The organism is Salinicola sp. DM10, assembly GCF_017306975.2.
Lineage (GTDB): Bacteria > Pseudomonadota > Gammaproteobacteria > Pseudomonadales > Halomonadaceae > Salinicola.
Genome location: NZ_JAFLEN020000002.1, coordinates 44838 through 60186, shown reverse-complemented (window position 1 = coordinate 60186; position 15349 = coordinate 44838). Strand labels below are relative to the sequence as shown.

Below are 15349 nucleotides of genomic sequence, written 5' to 3'. Positions count from 1 at the left end.
CGTCGTATGTCCAGCCTGGAGACAAGGATGGCCAGTAACCCCAAGCGTCCCCCCATGATCAGCCCGGCCCTGCTCGAGCGCATCGTCAACGCCTCGGACGATGGGATCGTCGTCGCCGAGCAGGAGGGTGACGAGAATATCCTGATCTACGTCAACGAGGGCTTCGAGCGCCTCACCGGCTACAGCATCGACGAGATTCTCTATCGCGACTGCCGTTTCCTGCAGAATGGCGACCGTGATCAGCCCGCGATCGACCGCGTGCGTACCGCGCTGCGCGAGGGCCGCTCCTGCCGCGAGGTGCTGCGCAACTACCGCAAGGACGGCTCCCAGTTCTGGAACGAGCTATCGATCACGCCAGTCTACGACGAAGAGGATCAGCTGACCTATTTCGTAGGGGTACAGAAGGACGTGACCGGGCTGGTCGAAGCCTTGCAGGAGCTGGAAGCGCTCAAGGCCGAGCGCGACCCGGCCTGAGCCGAAGCCGACCTGCCACGCGGCCCCGGTCGGCTATCCTGAGCGGCTGTCCTGACTAGCTATTCCGATGCAGGGCGTCGATAGATTTTTTCAAACGGCCAAAGGCTTGTCTTGCGGCGCATTCGGCGATATATAGCCCTCGAGCATCATCAGGATGCCGTCACATCGGAGGGCCAAACGATGAGCCGTGAAGATTACGCCGAGGACCAAGAGCTTTACGACGCCGTCAACGACGAGCAATTCGAGCGTCCCCGCAGCAGCAAGGCCGACACCCTGAAGGCGCGCCGCCAGGTCGAGGCGCTGCTGGAAGAGCGCCGCCTGAAACGTGCGATCGAGGACGATTGGTACGCGGATTTCGACGACGAAGACGAGGAGGAGTGAGCGGATCACTCCCCCTTCATAGCCGTAACGACGGGCGCTCAGGCGTCCGTTCGCGTTAGCGGCCAGCGGTCGCAATCGCGTCGCTAGTCATATACCCTGCTTTATCCGTGTCGCCACCCCGCAGGTCGGTGCCGCCGGTCACGCTTTTCCAGGCGCGTGACTCCGCGACGCCCACCGCCCCGGGGCTGCCAGCGACCCTGACCCGATCTCATTGACCGCGATACTCAACCGAACCGGATTCCCATGGCGCAATACGTTTTCACCATGAACCGGGTGGGCAAGGTCGTCCCCCCGAAACGCGAGATCCTCAAGGACATCTCGCTCTCCTTCTTCCCCGGCGCCAAGATCGGCGTGCTCGGTCTCAACGGGGCCGGCAAGTCGACGCTGTTGCGGATCATGGCCGGCGTCGACACCGAGTACAACGGCGAAGCGCGGCCGATGCCGGGTATCAACATCGGCTACCTGCCGCAGGAGCCCGAGCTCGACGACACCAAAAGCGTGCGCGAGACGGTCGAAGAGGCCCTGGGCGAGGTCAAGGCCGCGCAGGAGAAGCTCGAAGGCGTCTACGCCGCCTACGCCGAGCCGGATGCCGACTTCGATGCCCTGGCCGCCGAGCAGGCGCGCCTGGAGAACATCATCGAGGCCGCCGACGCCCACAACATCGAGCGCAAGCTCGAAGTCGCCGCCGAAGCGCTGCGTCTGCCGCCCTGGGATGCCCGTGTGGGTCATCTCTCCGGCGGTGAGCGCCGCCGTGTGGCGCTGTGCCGGCTGCTGCTGTCGAGCCCGGACATGCTGCTGCTCGACGAGCCGACCAACCACCTCGATGCCGAGTCGGTGGCCTGGCTGGAGCGCTTCCTCCACGACTACCCCGGCACCGTGGTGGCGATCACCCACGACCGCTACTTCCTCGACAACGTCGCCGGCTGGATTCTCGAACTCGACCGCGGCCACGGTATTCCGTTCGAGGGCAACTACTCCCAGTGGCTCGAGTCCAAGGAGAAGCGGCTCGAGCAGGAGGCCAAGGCCGAGGCGGGTCGCCAGCGCGCGATCAAGCAGGAGCTGGAGTGGGTGCGTCAGAACCCCAAGGGCCGCCAGGCCAAGAGCAAGGCGCGCCTCAACCGCTTCGACGAACTGCAGTCCGGCGATTACCAGAAGCGCAACGAGACCAACGAGATCTACATTCCGCCCGGGCCGCGCCTGGGTGACAAGGTCATCGAGTTCCACGACGTCGCCAAGCGTTTCGACGACAAGCTGCTGTTCGACAATCTGTCGTTCCAGATTCCGGCAGGCGCGATCGTGGGGATCGTCGGCGGCAACGGCGCCGGCAAGTCGACCCTGTTCAAGCTGATCGCCGGCAAGGAGCAGCCGGACAGCGGCGAGGTGGTGGTGGGCGAGACCGTCGACATCGCCTACGTCGAGCAGCTGCGCGACCACTTCGACAACACCCAGACCGTGTGGCAGGCCGTCTCCGACGGGCATGACATGCTCAGCATCAACGGCTACGAAGTCTCGTCGCGGGCCTATGTGGGGCGCTTCAACTTCAAGGGCACCGACCAGCAGAAGCGTCTCGGCGAGCTTTCCGGCGGTGAGCGCGGGCGCCTGCAGCTGGCACAGACGCTCAAGCAGGGCGCCAACGTGCTGCTGCTCGACGAACCCTCCAACGATCTCGATATCGAGACCCTGCGCGCGCTCGAGGAAGCCCTGCTCGCCTTCCCCGGCTGCGCTCTGGTGATCTCCCACGACCGCTGGTTCCTCGACCGTATCGCCACCCATATCCTGGCCTACGAGGGCGACTCCAGCGTGGTGTTCTTCGAGGGCAACTACACCGACTACGAGGCCGACCATCAGAAGCGGGTCGGCAACGACACGCCCAAGCGCATGAAGTACAAGCGCATCGACGCCTGAGGCAGGCATCGCCCGCCCGAGCGGGGCGGGCGCATTCGCACCACCTCATCAACGCAAACGCCCGCCTGAAAAGGCGGGCGTTTGCGTCTGATCACGTTGAACGTCGGTATTGGTGCCTAGCGACCACGGCCGCGTATCAGCGATACGACGAACAGGATCAGGAAGATGACGAATAGCACCTTGGCGATCGTCGCCGCGATCCCGGCGACCCCGCCGAACCCGAGAACGCCGGCGATGATCGCGACGATGAGAAAAATCACGGCATAACTGAGCATGGCTTTACTTCCTGTGCTGGCCTGATAAGTGCCGCGCGACGGCATGCCCCGCGACGCCCTGCCCTCGCAATCCTTGAGGGTATCTTAAGCCTTGTTGGTGAAGCGCTTTTCGTCAAGGTAGGCAGGGTATCGGTTTGCAACCAGCTCAATAGACCGACGGATCACCCGGCGGGCGCGTCTTGAAGCGCCGATGCAGCCATAGATACTGCTCCGGATGCCGCCGGATCGCCTGTTCGATAAAGGCGTTGACCAGGGTCGCATCGGCGACCTCGTCGTCGCTGGGGAAGTTCTCGAATGCCGGCAGGTACTCCAGGGTGTAGGTGCGGTCATCGGGGTTACGATGGAACATGAACGGCATGACCGGAGCACCGGTCATGCGCGCGATCTTGGCGGTGAGCTTGAGCGTTGCCGCCTCGACCCCGAAGAAGGGTGCGAAGACGCTGGCGTCACGACCGAAGTCCTGGTCCGGCGAGTACCACACCACATGACCTGACTTGATCCGGCGTACCACGCCGCGCAGATCGTGGCGATCGATCGCGGCGCCGAAGATATCGCGCCGGGCACGGGTCATGAAGTTCTCGAACACCGGATTGTCGTGGGGTCGATAGACCACGTCCGCAGGGAAGAACAGCGAGTGCAGCGCCCCGCCCAGATCGAGGGTCGAGAAATGGATGCCGATCACCAGCACCCCCTTGCCCTGGGCCCGCGCCCGCTCCATGTGCTCGATACCGCGGAAGGCGATGCGCTGGCGCAGGTGCTCGGGATTACGGCACCAGCCGGTGGCGGTCTCGAGGATGCCGATACCGTTGGCGACGAAGGTGCGCTTGACCATCTCCGCACGCTTGTCGTTGTCCCACTCGGGGAAGCACAGCGCCAGATTGGTATCGGTGATGTGCCGGCGCCGCTTGGCCAGACGCCAGCTCAGCAGGCCGATGCCACGGCCCACGGCCAGCTTGAGCCGCCACGGCAGGAAGGCGCTCGCCTTCATCAGCGCGATGGCGAACCAGGTGCCCCAGTAGCGGGGATGGGCATGATTGGCGGGATAGACTTTCTTGGCCATAACGCTTCCAGATTCACAGTGATGACGAGCGGCGCGCCGCCCGCCCGGGCCCTAGGCTCTAGGCTCCAGGACCTCGCTCAACTCACCGGCGCCGCAGCTGTCGCCGGCAGATAGACCCGCGGCGCCCGCGGCAGCACACCGGTGAGCAGGGTATAGGCGATGGTGTCGCAGTGTCCCGCCACCTCGTCGACGCCGAGCCCGCGCCCCCACAGCACCACCTCGCTGCCGACGTCGGCATCGGCCACCTCGGTGATATCGACGGTAAGCATGTCCATCGACACTCGCCCGGCGATGGCGCAGCGCTGGCCGTTAACCAGCACCGGGGTGCCATCGCGGGCGTGGCGGTCGTAGCCATCGCCGTAGCCGGCGGCGACCACGCCGATACGGCTGCGCCGGCGGGTCCGAAAGCGCCCGCCATAGCCCACCGCCTCGCCCGCTTCCAGCGTGCGCACGGCGATCAGACGCGAGCGCAGCGTCATCACCGGCTCGAGCGCCACCCCTGCCGGCAGCGCACCCTCCAGCGGGTTGCTGCCATAGAGCATGACCCCCGGTCGATTCCAGGCGCCATGCGCCGGCGTGTGCTGCAGCGTCGCAGGTGAATTGGCCAGACACAGCGGTGCGCCCAGCGCCTCGCCCAGCGCACGAACCTGGGCGTGCTGGGCCTGGAAAGCGCTGTCATCGGCAAGGTCGGCCGTGGAGAAGTGGCTGATCAGATGCAGGTCGGTGACTCGCTCAGGCGCCTGGCGCAGACGCGCCCAGTGGCGGCGGAGTTCGTCCGCCGAGAACCCCAGGCGGTGCATGCCGGCATCGAACTTGAGCCATACCGGTAGCGGCCGACGCGGCCGATAGGCCAGCACCGCCTCCAGCTGCCACTCGCTATGCACCACCTGCCACAGCGAGAGTGCCTCGACCGTGGCCAGCTCGGCGGCTTCGAAGATGCCCTCGAGCAGCATAATCGGCGTCTCGATACCGCCGTCGCGCAGCGCCACCGCTTCCTCGATCGTCGCCACCGCGAAGGCCGGCGCCAGCCCGGTCAGCGCACGGGCGCAGGCGAGCGCACCGTGACCGTAGGCATCCGCCTTGAGCACCGCCATCGACCGGCTCTGCGGCGCCAGGGCGCTCGCCGTGCGATAGTTGCGACACAGCGCCGCGAGATCGATCTCGGCGCGCAGGGGTCTTGCCATGGTGGCTACGTCCTTCTCCCAAGAGGTGATACGACACCAGCCGCGTCGCGCCAGCGAACGCCATGGTAACGCGTTTGGCGGCATCGCGGGACGCCGGCGGCATAAACACAGACGCCGCTAACGGATAGCGGCGTCGGCGGTAGAATCGCAGCGCTCAGGGCGTCGGCGGTGTCGGCCGAGCGCCGATATCGTCGGTCGGCGAGCCGCCGCGCTGGGTATCGGCCAGATCGAGCGAGACCCGCTTGCTGTCGCGCAGCCACTGGTTGGTGCCGCGGATCACATCGAGACTCAGCACCCCGGCCTGCTGGCGCAGCTGGAGTAGATCGGTGACATAGGTGTAGCGCGCGTCGGCGTAGTTGGAGATCGACTCGTAGAGCGACTGCTCGGCGTTGAGCACGTCGACGATATTGCGCGTGCCCACCTCGTAGCCGGCACGGGTCGCTTCCAGCGCGCTGCGGCTGGAGACGATCGCCTCGCGCTGGGCATCGACCGACTCGACGTCATTCACCACCTGCGTGAACAGCGAGCGCACCTGCTGGGTGGTGTAGCGGCGCTGATCCTCGAAGTCGTACTGGGTCGACTCCAGCGAGTAGGTATTCTGCCGCACCGACGCGCTGGTCGAGCCGCCGGAGTAGATCGGCAGATTCGCCTGCACGCCGACCTCGACGTTCTCGTTGTGCCCGCGCAATGCATCGATGTCGTTGTCCGAATAGGCGTAATCGGCGTAGGCGTTCAGGGTCGGCAGATGGCCGGCACGAGCGATGTCCACGCTCGACTTGGCGACGTCGACCCCAGCCTCGGCGTAGCGGATCGATGGGCTACTGGTCATCGCCAGGTTGACCCAGTCGTCGCGGGTGGCGGGCTTGGGCGAAGCGATGGGCAGATCGTCGGCGAGACCGTCGATGCTGTCGTACTGCTTGCCGGTCAGACGCTCCAGCGCCTCGAAGCTCACCTGCAGATCACTGCGGGCGGAGATCAGTTGGGCGCGCGCCGAATCGTAGGCGGCCTTGGCTTCATTGACGTCGGTGATCGCCACCAGGCCGACATTGAACTGCTCCTTGGCCTGCTCGAGCTGGCGCCCGATCGCCTTGGACTGTGCTTCGCGGGCGTCGAGCACCTCCTTGGCGCGCAGAATCTCGAAGTAGGCACTGGAGACATCATAAAGCAGTTGCTGCTGGTCGATCTCGAGCTGCAGCGCCTGCTGCCCCACCTGCTTCTTGCTCTGCTGGTACTGATACCAGTTGGAGGCATCGAACAGCACCTGGGTCACGTTGACCCCGAGGCTGCTGCCGTTATAGTCCTGACCCGAGGTGGAGCCACCCGCTCCGGCGCCGGCACCGGCCGACGCACCCGCCGCATGCTGGGTCTCGAGCGAGTCACTGCGGTAGAGGCTGCCGGTGGCGCTGATCTGCGGCAGCAGCGTGCCACGCGACACGTCCTGCCCCGCTTCCGTGCTGCGGAAGGTGGCGCGCGAGGCGTTCAGGCTCGACGAGTTGGCCAGGGCATCCTGGGTAATGGTGAGCAGATCGGCCGCCTGCACCGACGGTGCGAACGAAGCGGCCAGCAGCAGCGGCAGCGCATGGCGCAGGGATAAACGGGATGACGACGGAGCAGAGGGCGACATCGAGACGGTTCCTATCGTTGAGCGCTGGCGGTTATCGACGCACGACGGCGGGCATATAGGCCCGGCATCACGCCCCGAGACGGCCCAGACACCCGGTATTGACTGGTGCGAGCCGGTTGCCACCGCACGGCGCGGGCGCGCCGGCGTCAGCAATCGTTCTGACGAACGACGAGGCGCCGGCTATCCTGCCGGCGCCTCGTCGCGAGGTTTACATACAATGCCGCATGTATGCATGGGGATCAAGCATTCGGCCAGAGATGCCGCGCTTTTGCGCGATTCCCGGCCTGCGCGTCACTCGAAGATCGAGTCCATCGACAACCCCTGCTTCTCGAGCATCCGGCGCAGTTTCTTGAGCGCCTCGACCTGGATCTGACGCACCCGCTCACGGGTCAGCCCGATCTCCTCGCCGACCTCTTCTAGGGTTGCCGCTTCGTGCCCGCGCAGCCCGAAGCGACGCACCACGACCTCGCGCTGCTTGTCACTGAGCTCGGCGAGCCACTCGTCGACGTGCGCCTTGACGTCGTCATCGACCAGATTGGACTCCGGACCCACTTCGTTCTCGTCGGCCAGGGTATCGATCAGCGGCTTGTCGCTTTCGCCGCCCATCGGGTAGTCGACGGAAGAGACGCGCTCGTTGAGCCCCAGCATCTTCTTGACCGTGGCCACCGGCTTGTCGAGGAACTCCGCGATCTCCTCTGCAGTGGCCTCGTGGTCGAGCTTCTGAGTCAGCTCGCGCGCGGCGCGCAGATAGATGTTGAGCTCCTTGACCACGTGGATGGGCAGACGAATGGTGCGCGTCTGGTTCATCAGCGCACGCTCGATGGTCTGACGAATCCACCATGTGGCGTAGGTCGAGAAACGGAAGCCGCGCTCCGGGTCGAACTTCTCGACCGCCCGGATCAGGCCCAGATTGCCCTCCTCGATCAGATCGAGCAGCGACAGCCCGCGGTTGAGGTAACGTCTGGCGATCTTCACCACCAGGCGCAGGTTGGATTCGATCATGCGCTGACGGCCGGCCGGATCGCCCTTCTGCGCCAGGCGCCCGAAGTGCACTTCCTCTTCCGGTGTCAGCAGCGGCGAGAACCCGATCTCGTTGAGATAGATCTGGGTCGCATCGAGACTGTGGTGGTAGTTGTTCTCCTCGCGACTGAGCGCCTTCTCGAACGCGCTCTCGTCGTCTTTGCCATCCGTGTCATCGGTATCGACCTGCTGGTCGGCACCGTCGAGCTCAACATCCTGAATATCCCGTTCAAGCATGCTCATGTCACTACCCCCAATCTGGGCTTCCTGAGTACCTTCGCCATGGGGTCTAGCCGCCCCAGGCGACCACGCAATCCTTGCTCTGTTTTACGTCCTTGATTACGACTTCCACTTACTACGTTCACTTACCACGTTGACTTGCCAGGTTGCCGCTCGAGCGGGCTACGTTGCTGCTCGAGCGGGCGACACTGCCGCCGGAGGGCTCGGCGGTGCGCCTTTGCGGCTGACCGCGCCCGTCAGGGCGCAGTCAGCGCGGCGGCGGTGACCGGTAAGTCTTCCAGCTTGGTAACGTCGGCCGTTGCAGCGATCTGGCGCGCTGACGACCGGTCAGCGTTTGGGGAGGTATTTGAGCGGGTCTTGAGGCTGGCCGTTGACGCGAACCTCGAAATGTAGCTCGACCTGGTCAGCATCCGTCTGCCCCATGGTGGCTATCGTTTCTCCTGCCTTGACGACATCGTTCTCTTTCACGCGCAACGTGTCGTTATGTGCGTAGGCACTCAAGAAGCGGTCGTTGTGCTTGAGGATGATGAGATTGCCATATCCCCTCACACCATCGCCGGCATACACCACGATCCCTGGCCCGGCTGCCTTCACAGGTTGCCCCTTTTGGCCGGCAATATCAATGCCGGGGGTGATACTGGAGTCATCATCGAAACGGCCGATCAGACGTCCTTCGGTGGGCCACTGCCAGGCCACGTTCTCGACCGGCTTGTAAGTCCGGTCCGAGCGGTCCGGCGCGCCGCTGGGCTCCCCCGCCACTTCGGTACCGGCATCGTTACCGGCCGCCGTGCGGGTATCCTTACGCGTCATGGAAGCAGAAGAAGATGACGAAGCCGTGTCAGCCGCGGCCGCCCCGGACGCAGGCTGACGCGCCGGCGGCGTAGCGGCGCCAGAACCCGAGCTAGAACTAGAACCAGAGCCACTCTGCGACGCCTGGCTCTGGCCGGTATTGGCAGCGACGCTCTGGCCGGCGTTGGCGGCGCGCTGGTCGATCACCGGGCCCGGCGTCGAGGCCTGCTGCCCACTGCTGGTGCCGCCGCCCGCCGGCAGCAGCCAGGAGGGGTTTTCGCCGTCACTCGCGGCGCTCGCCGGCGTCTTGCCGCCCAGCGGCGTGACGGTAGCCGCCCCCTGGGAAGAGGCCAGACTCTGGCCCTGGCTGGCATCGACGCTGGCGTTGGGCTTCAGCCGCAGCTGCTGGCCGGGCTGCAGTCGATACGGCGGCGAGATGCCGTTCATCTGGGCCAGATCGCGGAAATCGACCCGATTCTGCCAGGCGATACCGTAGATGGTATCGCCGGCCTTGACGGTATAGGTGGCGCTGGGCTGGCTGTTGCGGCTGACGGACAGGTCCTGGACCTGAGGGCGTCCGCTCGAGGTGGTGCAACCCACGACCCCGACGGCGACCGCCGGCAGCAGCCCCAGAAGTAGCACGATGCGACGCTTGTTCATGAAGAAAATCCCTTTTTTCCTGACGAGGCGTGCGGCTCGGACGGCTTGCGCTCTCCCAAGCACATTACCACTACCACACCTACCACGATCAATGCCGAGGCCGCGAGCCACTGGGAGGGCTCACCGGTCACCGCGGTGAAATCGGCGGGCAGCAGATAGCGATAGCTCAGCGCGACCTGCTGGCCATCGGCGGCGAGGCGATAGCTCATCATCTGGCGCCAAGGCCACAGCTGCGGCAGCGAGCCGAGGATGAAGCCGACGATGGTCATCATGGTGATGCCGTGGTAGTGGCGCAGCAGCCAGGAGAGCAGCCGCGAGAAGGTCAGCAAACCGATCAGGCAGCCGGCACCGAAGATACCGATCAGCCCCAGATCGAAGCTCTTCACTCCGCTCATCACCGTGCCGTAGAGCCCCATCACCAATAGCAGGAAGCTGCCGGAGACTCCGGGCAGCAGCATCGCACTGATAGCGATGGCACCGGCGCAGAACAGTGTGACATTGCCCGCCTGGCTCATGTCCGGCAGCAGCTGCGGCAGATAGGCGGCGACCACCAGTCCTGCCAGCAACGGCAGCAGATAGCGCCAGCGCCAACTGCCCGCCTGGCGCATCACCACCCAGGCCGAGGCCAGCACCAGACCGAAGAAGAAGGCATTGAGCAGCAGCGCGTGGTGCGCCATCAGCCAGGTGACCAGATGCGCAATGGTCACCAGACTGATCCCGATACCCAGCACCAGCGGCAGCAGAAAGCGCAGATTGAGATAGCCGATCAGCGCGCCCAGGCCACCTTCGCGCCAGACACCGAACGCCCCCGGGCCGAAGCGCCGGATGGTCTCGATCAGCTCTTCGTAGATGCCCACGATCAGCGCGATGGTACCGCCCGACACGCCGGGCACCGCATCCGCGGCCCCCATCCCCATTCCTTTCAAGACCGTCGTCACGCTGCGTTTCAACGGATGACTCCTTCCAGCAGTGGCACGAAACGCACCTCCTCGAGACGTTGATGATCGAACGCCTGGCCACGCCGGCGTACCCGGGTCAGCCATTGACGCCCTTCGCTATCCGCCAGCGGCGCGATCAGCACGCCGCCATCCTTCAGTTGTCCGAGCAGCGCCTGCGGCAGTTGACCGGCGCAGGCGGTGAGCAGAATGGCATCGAACGGCGCCGCCTGCGGCCAGCCCAGCCCGCCATCGGCATGGCGCAGCCGCACGTTGTGCGCACCGAGCCGCGCCAGGCGCTGGCGCGCCCGGTTCTGCAGCGCAGCGATGCGTTCGACGCTCCACACCCGCGCCACCAGCCGCGAAAGGATCAGCGTCTGATAGCCGGAACCGGTACCGATCTCGAGCACGCGCTCGGGCGCGGCCTGCACGATCAGCTCGCTCATCCGCGCCACCACCCAGGGCTGCGACAGGGTCTGCCCCAGCCCCAGCGGCAGCGAGGTATCCTCGTAGGCGCGGTGGGCCAGGGCCTCGTCGAGAAACAGATGGCGCGGCGCCTCGGCCAAGACCTCCAGCACCCGCGGCTGGCGAATGCCGGCGGCGATCAGACGTTCGACCATGCGATTGCGGGTTCGTTGCGACGTCATGCCCACGCCGCTGAGTTCTTCAGGCGTGTGACAATCCATCCAGCCAGCCCTGTACATCATCGAGCGTCGCGTGACGCGTGAGATCTGTCTGCAGCGGCGTGATCGAGACGAAGCCGCCCTCGATCGCCGCGAAGTCGGTATCGGGGCCGTCGTCGGCATTCTCCGAGACCGCCGCGATCCAGTAGCGATCGCGCCCGCGCGGGTCCTTCATGTGGATCGGATTGGAGGCCGGCCCGCGATAGCCCAGACGCGTGACGCAGAAGCCGCGGATCTCTTCCCACGGCAGATCCGGCACGTTGACGTTGAGCAGGCTGCGCGGCGGCAGCGAGAGTTTCTCCGCGCCACCGACCAGACTCGCCGCGACGCGTCCGGCGGTATCGAAGTGGCGCTGGCCGCAAAGCGAGATGGCGATCGCTGGCATCCCCAGGTTGCGCCCCTCCATGGCCGCGGCGACGGTGCCCGAATAGAGCACGTCGTCGCCCAGGTTGGCGCCGTGGTTGATCCCCGAGATGACCAGGTCGGGCTTCTCTTCCCACACCCCGTTGACGCCCAGATAGACACAGTCCGCAGGCGTCCCGTCGACACTGTAAAAGCCGCCGTCGAGCGCCTCGAGCGCCAGTGGCCGCGTCAAGGTCAGCGAGTTGCTGGCGCCACTACGGTCGCGGTCCGGCGCCACCACGCGCAGCCGCGCATGATCGCTCAGCGCATCGAAGAGCGCCTTGAGCCCCGGCGCGTGCACGCCATCGTCATTGGATAGCAACAGTCTACGCATCTCGCTCACTCCTCTCGGGTCGGGCTTGTCGAATTCGGCTCGTCGGGGTCGAATCGTGGGCTGTCTGGCGACGATTCAGACGAGGGTCGGATGACGCATCAACTCGCGCAGCACGGCGGTGGCAAAGGCCCCCCGCGGCAGGCTGAACTCGAGCCACACCGAGCTCTCCGTCTCGGCCGCACACCAGCTCGCTGCCCCCGGCAGCACCCGCAGGGCGCGCCGCTCATGCCGCGCACCGGCGGCGATCAGGCCATCGCGCAGCGCCGCGCATGCCGCCGCTTCGCGCTGCTCCAGCGCGGCCACCTCGCCCCGGCTATGCGGCTCCCCCTGCCCCCACAGCGGGCCGGTGGGGTGCAGATCACCGGCCGCCGCGCGCGCCTCGAGCGCAGGGTCGGCCGTCTCGCTCAAGAAGCGGCTGGCACTGCCTTCCAGATTGAGCACGTCGCCGGCCAGCGGCCGGCACCAGCTGCCGTCGGCCACCCGCGCCGACAGCACCTGATTGAAAAGATAGCTGCGCGCAGTGGAGAGCAGCAGCCCCTGCGGGTCCTCACGCTTGCGCCAGCCGCGGGCGAACAGCGCCAGGGCGCGCTGTAGATTGCGCCCCTCGGGGCCGAAGCGCTGGGGGCCGAAGTAGTTGGGCACACCCTGGGTGACCAGGCGTGTCCAGCGCTCGCGCACCGCGGGGGAACTCGCCGCCGGCCCGTCGATACGCAGGCGGAAACGGTTGGCACGGTGTACGCCGCGCTTGAGCTTGCGCGGATGGCGCTCCGCGCGCAGCACACGAATGCCCCGCTCAGCCAGGGGCGCCTCCCAGCCCGCTGCCAGGGTGCGCCCCGGCAGCGCCAGCGACAGCCACTGCCGGGTCACCGCGTCGCGATCCTTGAGCCCGCTGAAGCCAACGTCGCGCAGCGCGATCTCGGCCTGCCGGGCCAGGCTGCGAGCGGCATCCGGGGTGGTCACGCCGCGCTTCTCGATCCACACCCAGAGATGTTCTCCCTCCCCTTCCGGGGTGAAGTCGAGCACCTCCTCGACCTGGAACGCCTCGGCGCTCTGGCGGTAACTACCCTCGACGCTCGGCGGCGTCTCGGCATGGGCCCAGCGTGGCGGCCAGGCTGGCGCGTCGGGGCTCACGGCGCCGTCGCCAGCAGCAGGACCACCGCCTCTGCCGCGATCCCCTCGCCGCGACCGGTGAAACCGAGACGCTCGGTGGTGGTCGCCTTGACGTTGACGTTCTCCATCGCGGTCTCCAGGTCGGCGGCGATCGCCGCGCGCATGGGCTCGATCCACGGCGCCATCTTCGGCGCCTGGGCGAGGATGGTGGCATCGAGATTGCCCACCCGATAGCCACGCGCGCGGATCAGCGCCACCACCTGACGCAACAGCTCGCGGCTGTCGGCGCCGGCCCAGGTCGGGTCGGTGTCGGGGAAGTGGTGGCCGATGTCACCCAGCGCGCAGGCCCCCAGCAGCGCATCGCTGATCGCGTGCAGCAGCACGTCACCGTCGGAGTGGGCGACGAAGCCATGCTCGAAGGGAATACGCACGCCGCCGATCATCAGATGATCGCCCTCGCCGAAGCGGTGCACATCGAACCCGTGGCCAATTTTGAGCGTCATGCCTCGACTCCCTGTGCGGCGGTGTCAGTCTCGCTCTGCAGCGAGAGAATGCGCGCAGCCAGGATCAGATCCTCTCGGCGCGTGATCTTGAGATTGTCGCGGCTGCCCGGCACCAGCAGCGGTGCCAGCCCCATGGCCTCGATCGCCGAAGCTTCGTCGGTGACCGCGGTGCCGGTCGCCAGGGCCGCATCCAGCGCCTGGCGCAGCAGGTCGTAGCGAAATGCCTGCGGCGTCAGCGCATGCCACAGACCCTCGCGGGGCTCGGTGTGGCTGACCCGGCCGCGCGCGTCGGCGCGCTTCATGGTATCCGCCACCGGGGCGGCGAGCAGCGCGCCGATGGCCTCCTCCTCCAGCGCGCGGGAGAGCGCGGTGAGATCGGCAAGTTGCACGCAGGGGCGCGCGGCGTCGTGGACCAGTACCCAGTCGTCGGCGGCGGCCTCGGCAGCAATGCTGGACAGCGCGCGGCGCACGCTATCGACGCGCTCGCGTCCACCGTCGACACGCTGCCACTCACTGAAGGGCACGTCGTCCGGATCGAAATAGGCATCATCGGGGTCGAGACACAGGCGCAGCGCCGCCTCGGGGAAGGCCTGGTGCAGCCGCTCCAGCGTGCGTGCCAGCACGCTGCGCCCATGTAGCGCCAGGTACTGCTTGGGGCGGTCGGCCTGCATGCGAGTGCCGCGGCCGGCGGCGGGAACGATCAACCACAGCGTCATGGGGTGATCACCCCCGTCTCGGCGGCCGGGCCGGGGCTGGCGTCGACGTCAGGCACCCAGAAGAACTGCTCATCCTTGCGCACCATGCCGATATCGCTGCGGGCGCGTTCCTCGATCGCGTCGAGACCGGTCTTGAGGTCGACCACTTCCGCCGCCAGGCGGTCGTTGCGCGCCTTCAGGGTCTGGGTGGTACCTGCGAGCACGTCGGCCCGCGCCTGGATATCATTGAATTCGTGAATGCCGCCCTCGCCGAACCAGAGCCGGTACTGCAGCAGCCCGAGCATGACGACCAGGACCAGGATGACCCATTTCCACATTGCAAACGCTTCCCGCTCGACCAGGGTGACATGAAGGTGACATGAACGCAGAGAGACCGCCCGCCAGGGGCGTCACCGACGCGGCGGCCATTATGCCATCATCGCCCCAGGCGGCCCACCTCGCACGTCGCTGCCAGACACGCGGCGTGACGGCGTGGGCCCGGAGAACAGGATCAGGCCGAGCCGAAGAAGCGCTCGCGCTCCTCGAGGCCGATTTGCCCCGAGTGCAGCGGGAAATGGCCGTCCATGCGATCGCTGAAGAAGTGGCGCAGGGTGCGCTCGATGGTGGGAAAGGCGAGTTCGCCCCAGGGGATCTCGCTCTCCTCGAACAGCGCCACTTCGAGGCTCTCGGGTCCCGAGGCGTAGCCGCCGTCGAGCTCACCGCGGAAGATCATGTAGACCTGATCGATGTGCGGCAGACTGATCAGCGTGTAAAGTGAGGGCGCATCGACCACTGCGTTCGCCTCCTCACGGGTCTCGCGCAGCGCGGCCTGTTCGACCGTCTCGCCGTTCTCCATGAAACCGGCCGGCAAGGTCCAGTAGCCCTTGCGCGGGGCGATCGCACGGCGGCACAGCAGCACTCGTGTGCCCGACACCGGCAGCGTCCCGGCCACGATACGGGGATTCTGATAATGGATGGTGCCGCAGGCGTCGCACTGAAAGCGCGGGCGATCGTCACCCTCGGGGATGGCGAAACGCACCGGGTTGCCACACTGACTGCAGTAGTTCATCGACGC

The 15349-nt window shown here is 66.4% G+C and carries 17 protein-coding genes; 3 read left to right on the top strand and 14 right to left on the bottom strand.

Features of this window, described 5'->3' with window-relative positions:
* The first annotated feature begins 27 nt into the window (after positions 1–27).
* The 3 genes from J0A90_RS09090 (at position 28) to ettA (ending at position 2760) form a co-directional block, all read left to right on the top strand.
* Positions 28–474: a PAS sensor domain-containing protein gene (locus J0A90_RS09090; protein WP_051896227.1), complete on the top strand. Its 447-nt coding sequence runs from the start codon at positions 28–30 to the stop codon at positions 472–474.
* Between the two features lie 180 nt (positions 475–654).
* Complete coding sequence (locus J0A90_RS09085; protein WP_035475238.1) at positions 655–855, top strand: PA3496 family putative envelope integrity protein; 201 nt, start codon at positions 655–657, stop codon at positions 853–855.
* Between the two features lie 243 nt (positions 856–1098).
* A complete protein-coding gene (ettA, locus tag J0A90_RS09080) occupies positions 1099–2760 on the top strand; it encodes an energy-dependent translational throttle protein EttA (protein WP_035475240.1) in 1662 nt (553 codons plus the stop codon).
* 116 nt (positions 2761–2876) lie between these two features.
* On the opposite strand, the gene J0A90_RS09075 is transcribed toward ettA, so the two are convergent.
* From J0A90_RS09075 to J0A90_RS09010, 14 genes are all read right to left on the bottom strand, one after another.
* The gene (locus tag J0A90_RS09075) at positions 2877–3035 is read right to left on the bottom strand and encodes a DUF1328 domain-containing protein (RefSeq protein WP_035475241.1); all 159 of its coding nucleotides are present in this window, start codon (positions 3033–3035) and stop codon (positions 2877–2879) included.
* Positions 3036–3180: 145 nt separating this feature from the next.
* Positions 3181–4095 carry an LpxL/LpxP family Kdo(2)-lipid IV(A) lauroyl/palmitoleoyl acyltransferase gene (gene lpxL, locus J0A90_RS09070; protein ID WP_207035253.1) on the bottom strand — a complete coding sequence of 305 codons (915 nt, stop codon included), beginning with the start codon at positions 4093–4095 and terminating at the stop codon, positions 3181–3183.
* 77 nt (positions 4096–4172) lie between these two features.
* Positions 4173–5279: an alanine racemase gene (gene alr / locus J0A90_RS09065; protein WP_207035254.1), complete on the bottom strand. Its 1107-nt coding sequence runs from the start codon at positions 5277–5279 to the stop codon at positions 4173–4175.
* Between the two features lie 154 nt (positions 5280–5433).
* Complete coding sequence (locus J0A90_RS09060) at positions 5434–6903, bottom strand: TolC family outer membrane protein (protein WP_207035256.1); 1470 nt, start codon at positions 6901–6903, stop codon at positions 5434–5436.
* A gap of 291 nt (positions 6904–7194) precedes the next feature.
* A complete protein-coding gene (rpoS, locus tag J0A90_RS09055) occupies positions 7195–8166 on the bottom strand; it encodes an RNA polymerase sigma factor RpoS (protein ID WP_035475246.1) in 972 nt (323 codons plus the stop codon).
* 324 nt (positions 8167–8490) lie between these two features.
* Positions 8491–9612, bottom strand: a complete 1122-nt coding sequence (locus J0A90_RS09050; protein ID WP_207035258.1) for a peptidoglycan DD-metalloendopeptidase family protein — start codon at positions 9610–9612, stop codon at positions 8491–8493.
* Positions 9609–10523: a DUF368 domain-containing protein gene (locus tag J0A90_RS09045; RefSeq protein ID WP_233076660.1), complete on the bottom strand. Its 915-nt coding sequence runs from the start codon at positions 10521–10523 to the stop codon at positions 9609–9611. Before J0A90_RS09045 ends, J0A90_RS09050 begins: the two co-directional genes overlap by 4 nt.
* A 35-nt stretch (positions 10524–10558) precedes the next feature.
* Complete coding sequence (locus tag J0A90_RS09040; protein WP_233076659.1) at positions 10559–11194, bottom strand: protein-L-isoaspartate(D-aspartate) O-methyltransferase; 636 nt, start codon at positions 11192–11194, stop codon at positions 10559–10561.
* Positions 11195–11213: 19 nt separating this feature from the next.
* On the bottom strand, positions 11214–11966 hold the full coding sequence (gene surE, locus J0A90_RS09035; RefSeq protein WP_035475252.1) for a 5'/3'-nucleotidase SurE: 753 nt from the start codon (positions 11964–11966) through the stop codon (positions 11214–11216).
* A gap of 75 nt (positions 11967–12041) precedes the next feature.
* Complete coding sequence (gene truD / locus J0A90_RS18745) at positions 12042–13097, bottom strand: tRNA pseudouridine(13) synthase TruD (protein WP_207035262.1); 1056 nt, start codon at positions 13095–13097, stop codon at positions 12042–12044.
* The gene (gene ispF, locus J0A90_RS09025) at positions 13094–13579 is read right to left on the bottom strand and encodes a 2-C-methyl-D-erythritol 2,4-cyclodiphosphate synthase (protein ID WP_207035264.1); all 486 of its coding nucleotides are present in this window, start codon (positions 13577–13579) and stop codon (positions 13094–13096) included. Before ispF ends, truD begins: the two co-directional genes overlap by 4 nt.
* Positions 13576–14295 carry a 2-C-methyl-D-erythritol 4-phosphate cytidylyltransferase gene (gene ispD, locus J0A90_RS09020; RefSeq protein ID WP_207035265.1) on the bottom strand — a complete coding sequence of 240 codons (720 nt, stop codon included), beginning with the start codon at positions 14293–14295 and terminating at the stop codon, positions 13576–13578. The genes ispF and ispD overlap by 4 nt, the downstream gene beginning before the upstream one ends.
* Positions 14292–14612, bottom strand: coding sequence for a cell division protein FtsB (gene ftsB, locus J0A90_RS09015; RefSeq protein WP_207035268.1), 321 nt, complete (start codon positions 14610–14612; stop codon positions 14292–14294). Before ftsB ends, ispD begins: the two co-directional genes overlap by 4 nt.
* Positions 14613–14785: 173 nt before the next feature.
* Complete coding sequence (locus tag J0A90_RS09010; protein ID WP_207035270.1) at positions 14786–15343, bottom strand: NUDIX hydrolase; 558 nt, start codon at positions 15341–15343, stop codon at positions 14786–14788.
* Positions 15344–15349: the final 6 nt, after the last annotated feature.

Bases quoted from the DNA above. Each gene is read 5' to 3' on its own strand.
- J0A90_RS09075 (WP_035475241.1), bottom strand. From the start codon at position 3,035: ATGCTCAGTTATGCCGTGATTTTTCTCATCGTCGCGATCATCGCCGGC.
- ispD (WP_207035265.1), bottom strand. From the start codon at position 14,295: ATGACGCTGTGGTTGATCGTTCCCGCCGCCGGCCGCGGCACTCGCATG.
- ftsB (WP_207035268.1), bottom strand. From the start codon at position 14,612: ATGTGGAAATGGGTCATCCTGGTCCTGGTCGTCATGCTCGGGCTGCTG.
- J0A90_RS09085 (WP_035475238.1), top strand. From the start codon at position 655: ATGAGCCGTGAAGATTACGCCGAGGACCAAGAGCTTTACGACGCCGTC.
- lpxL (WP_207035253.1), bottom strand. From the start codon at position 4,095: ATGGCCAAGAAAGTCTATCCCGCCAATCATGCCCATCCCCGCTACTGG.
- surE (WP_035475252.1), bottom strand. From the start codon at position 11,966: ATGCGTAGACTGTTGCTATCCAATGACGATGGCGTGCACGCGCCGGGG.
- alr (WP_207035254.1), bottom strand. From the start codon at position 5,279: ATGGCAAGACCCCTGCGCGCCGAGATCGATCTCGCGGCGCTGTGTCGC.
- rpoS (WP_035475246.1), bottom strand. From the start codon at position 8,166: ATGAGCATGCTTGAACGGGATATTCAGGATGTTGAGCTCGACGGTGCC.
- ettA (WP_035475240.1), top strand. From the start codon at position 1,099: ATGGCGCAATACGTTTTCACCATGAACCGGGTGGGCAAGGTCGTCCCC.
- J0A90_RS09050 (WP_207035258.1), bottom strand. From the start codon at position 9,612: ATGAACAAGCGTCGCATCGTGCTACTTCTGGGGCTGCTGCCGGCGGTC.
- J0A90_RS09040 (WP_233076659.1), bottom strand. From the start codon at position 11,194: ATGACGTCGCAACGAACCCGCAATCGCATGGTCGAACGTCTGATCGCC.
- J0A90_RS09010 (WP_207035270.1), bottom strand. From the start codon at position 15,343: ATGAACTACTGCAGTCAGTGTGGCAACCCGGTGCGTTTCGCCATCCCC.
- J0A90_RS09060 (WP_207035256.1), bottom strand. From the start codon at position 6,903: ATGTCGCCCTCTGCTCCGTCGTCATCCCGTTTATCCCTGCGCCATGCG.
- J0A90_RS09090 (WP_051896227.1), top strand. From the start codon at position 28: ATGGCCAGTAACCCCAAGCGTCCCCCCATGATCAGCCCGGCCCTGCTC.
- ispF (WP_207035264.1), bottom strand. From the start codon at position 13,579: ATGACGCTCAAAATTGGCCACGGGTTCGATGTGCACCGCTTCGGCGAG.
- J0A90_RS09045 (WP_233076660.1), bottom strand. From the start codon at position 10,523: ATGGGGGCCGCGGATGCGGTGCCCGGCGTGTCGGGCGGTACCATCGCG.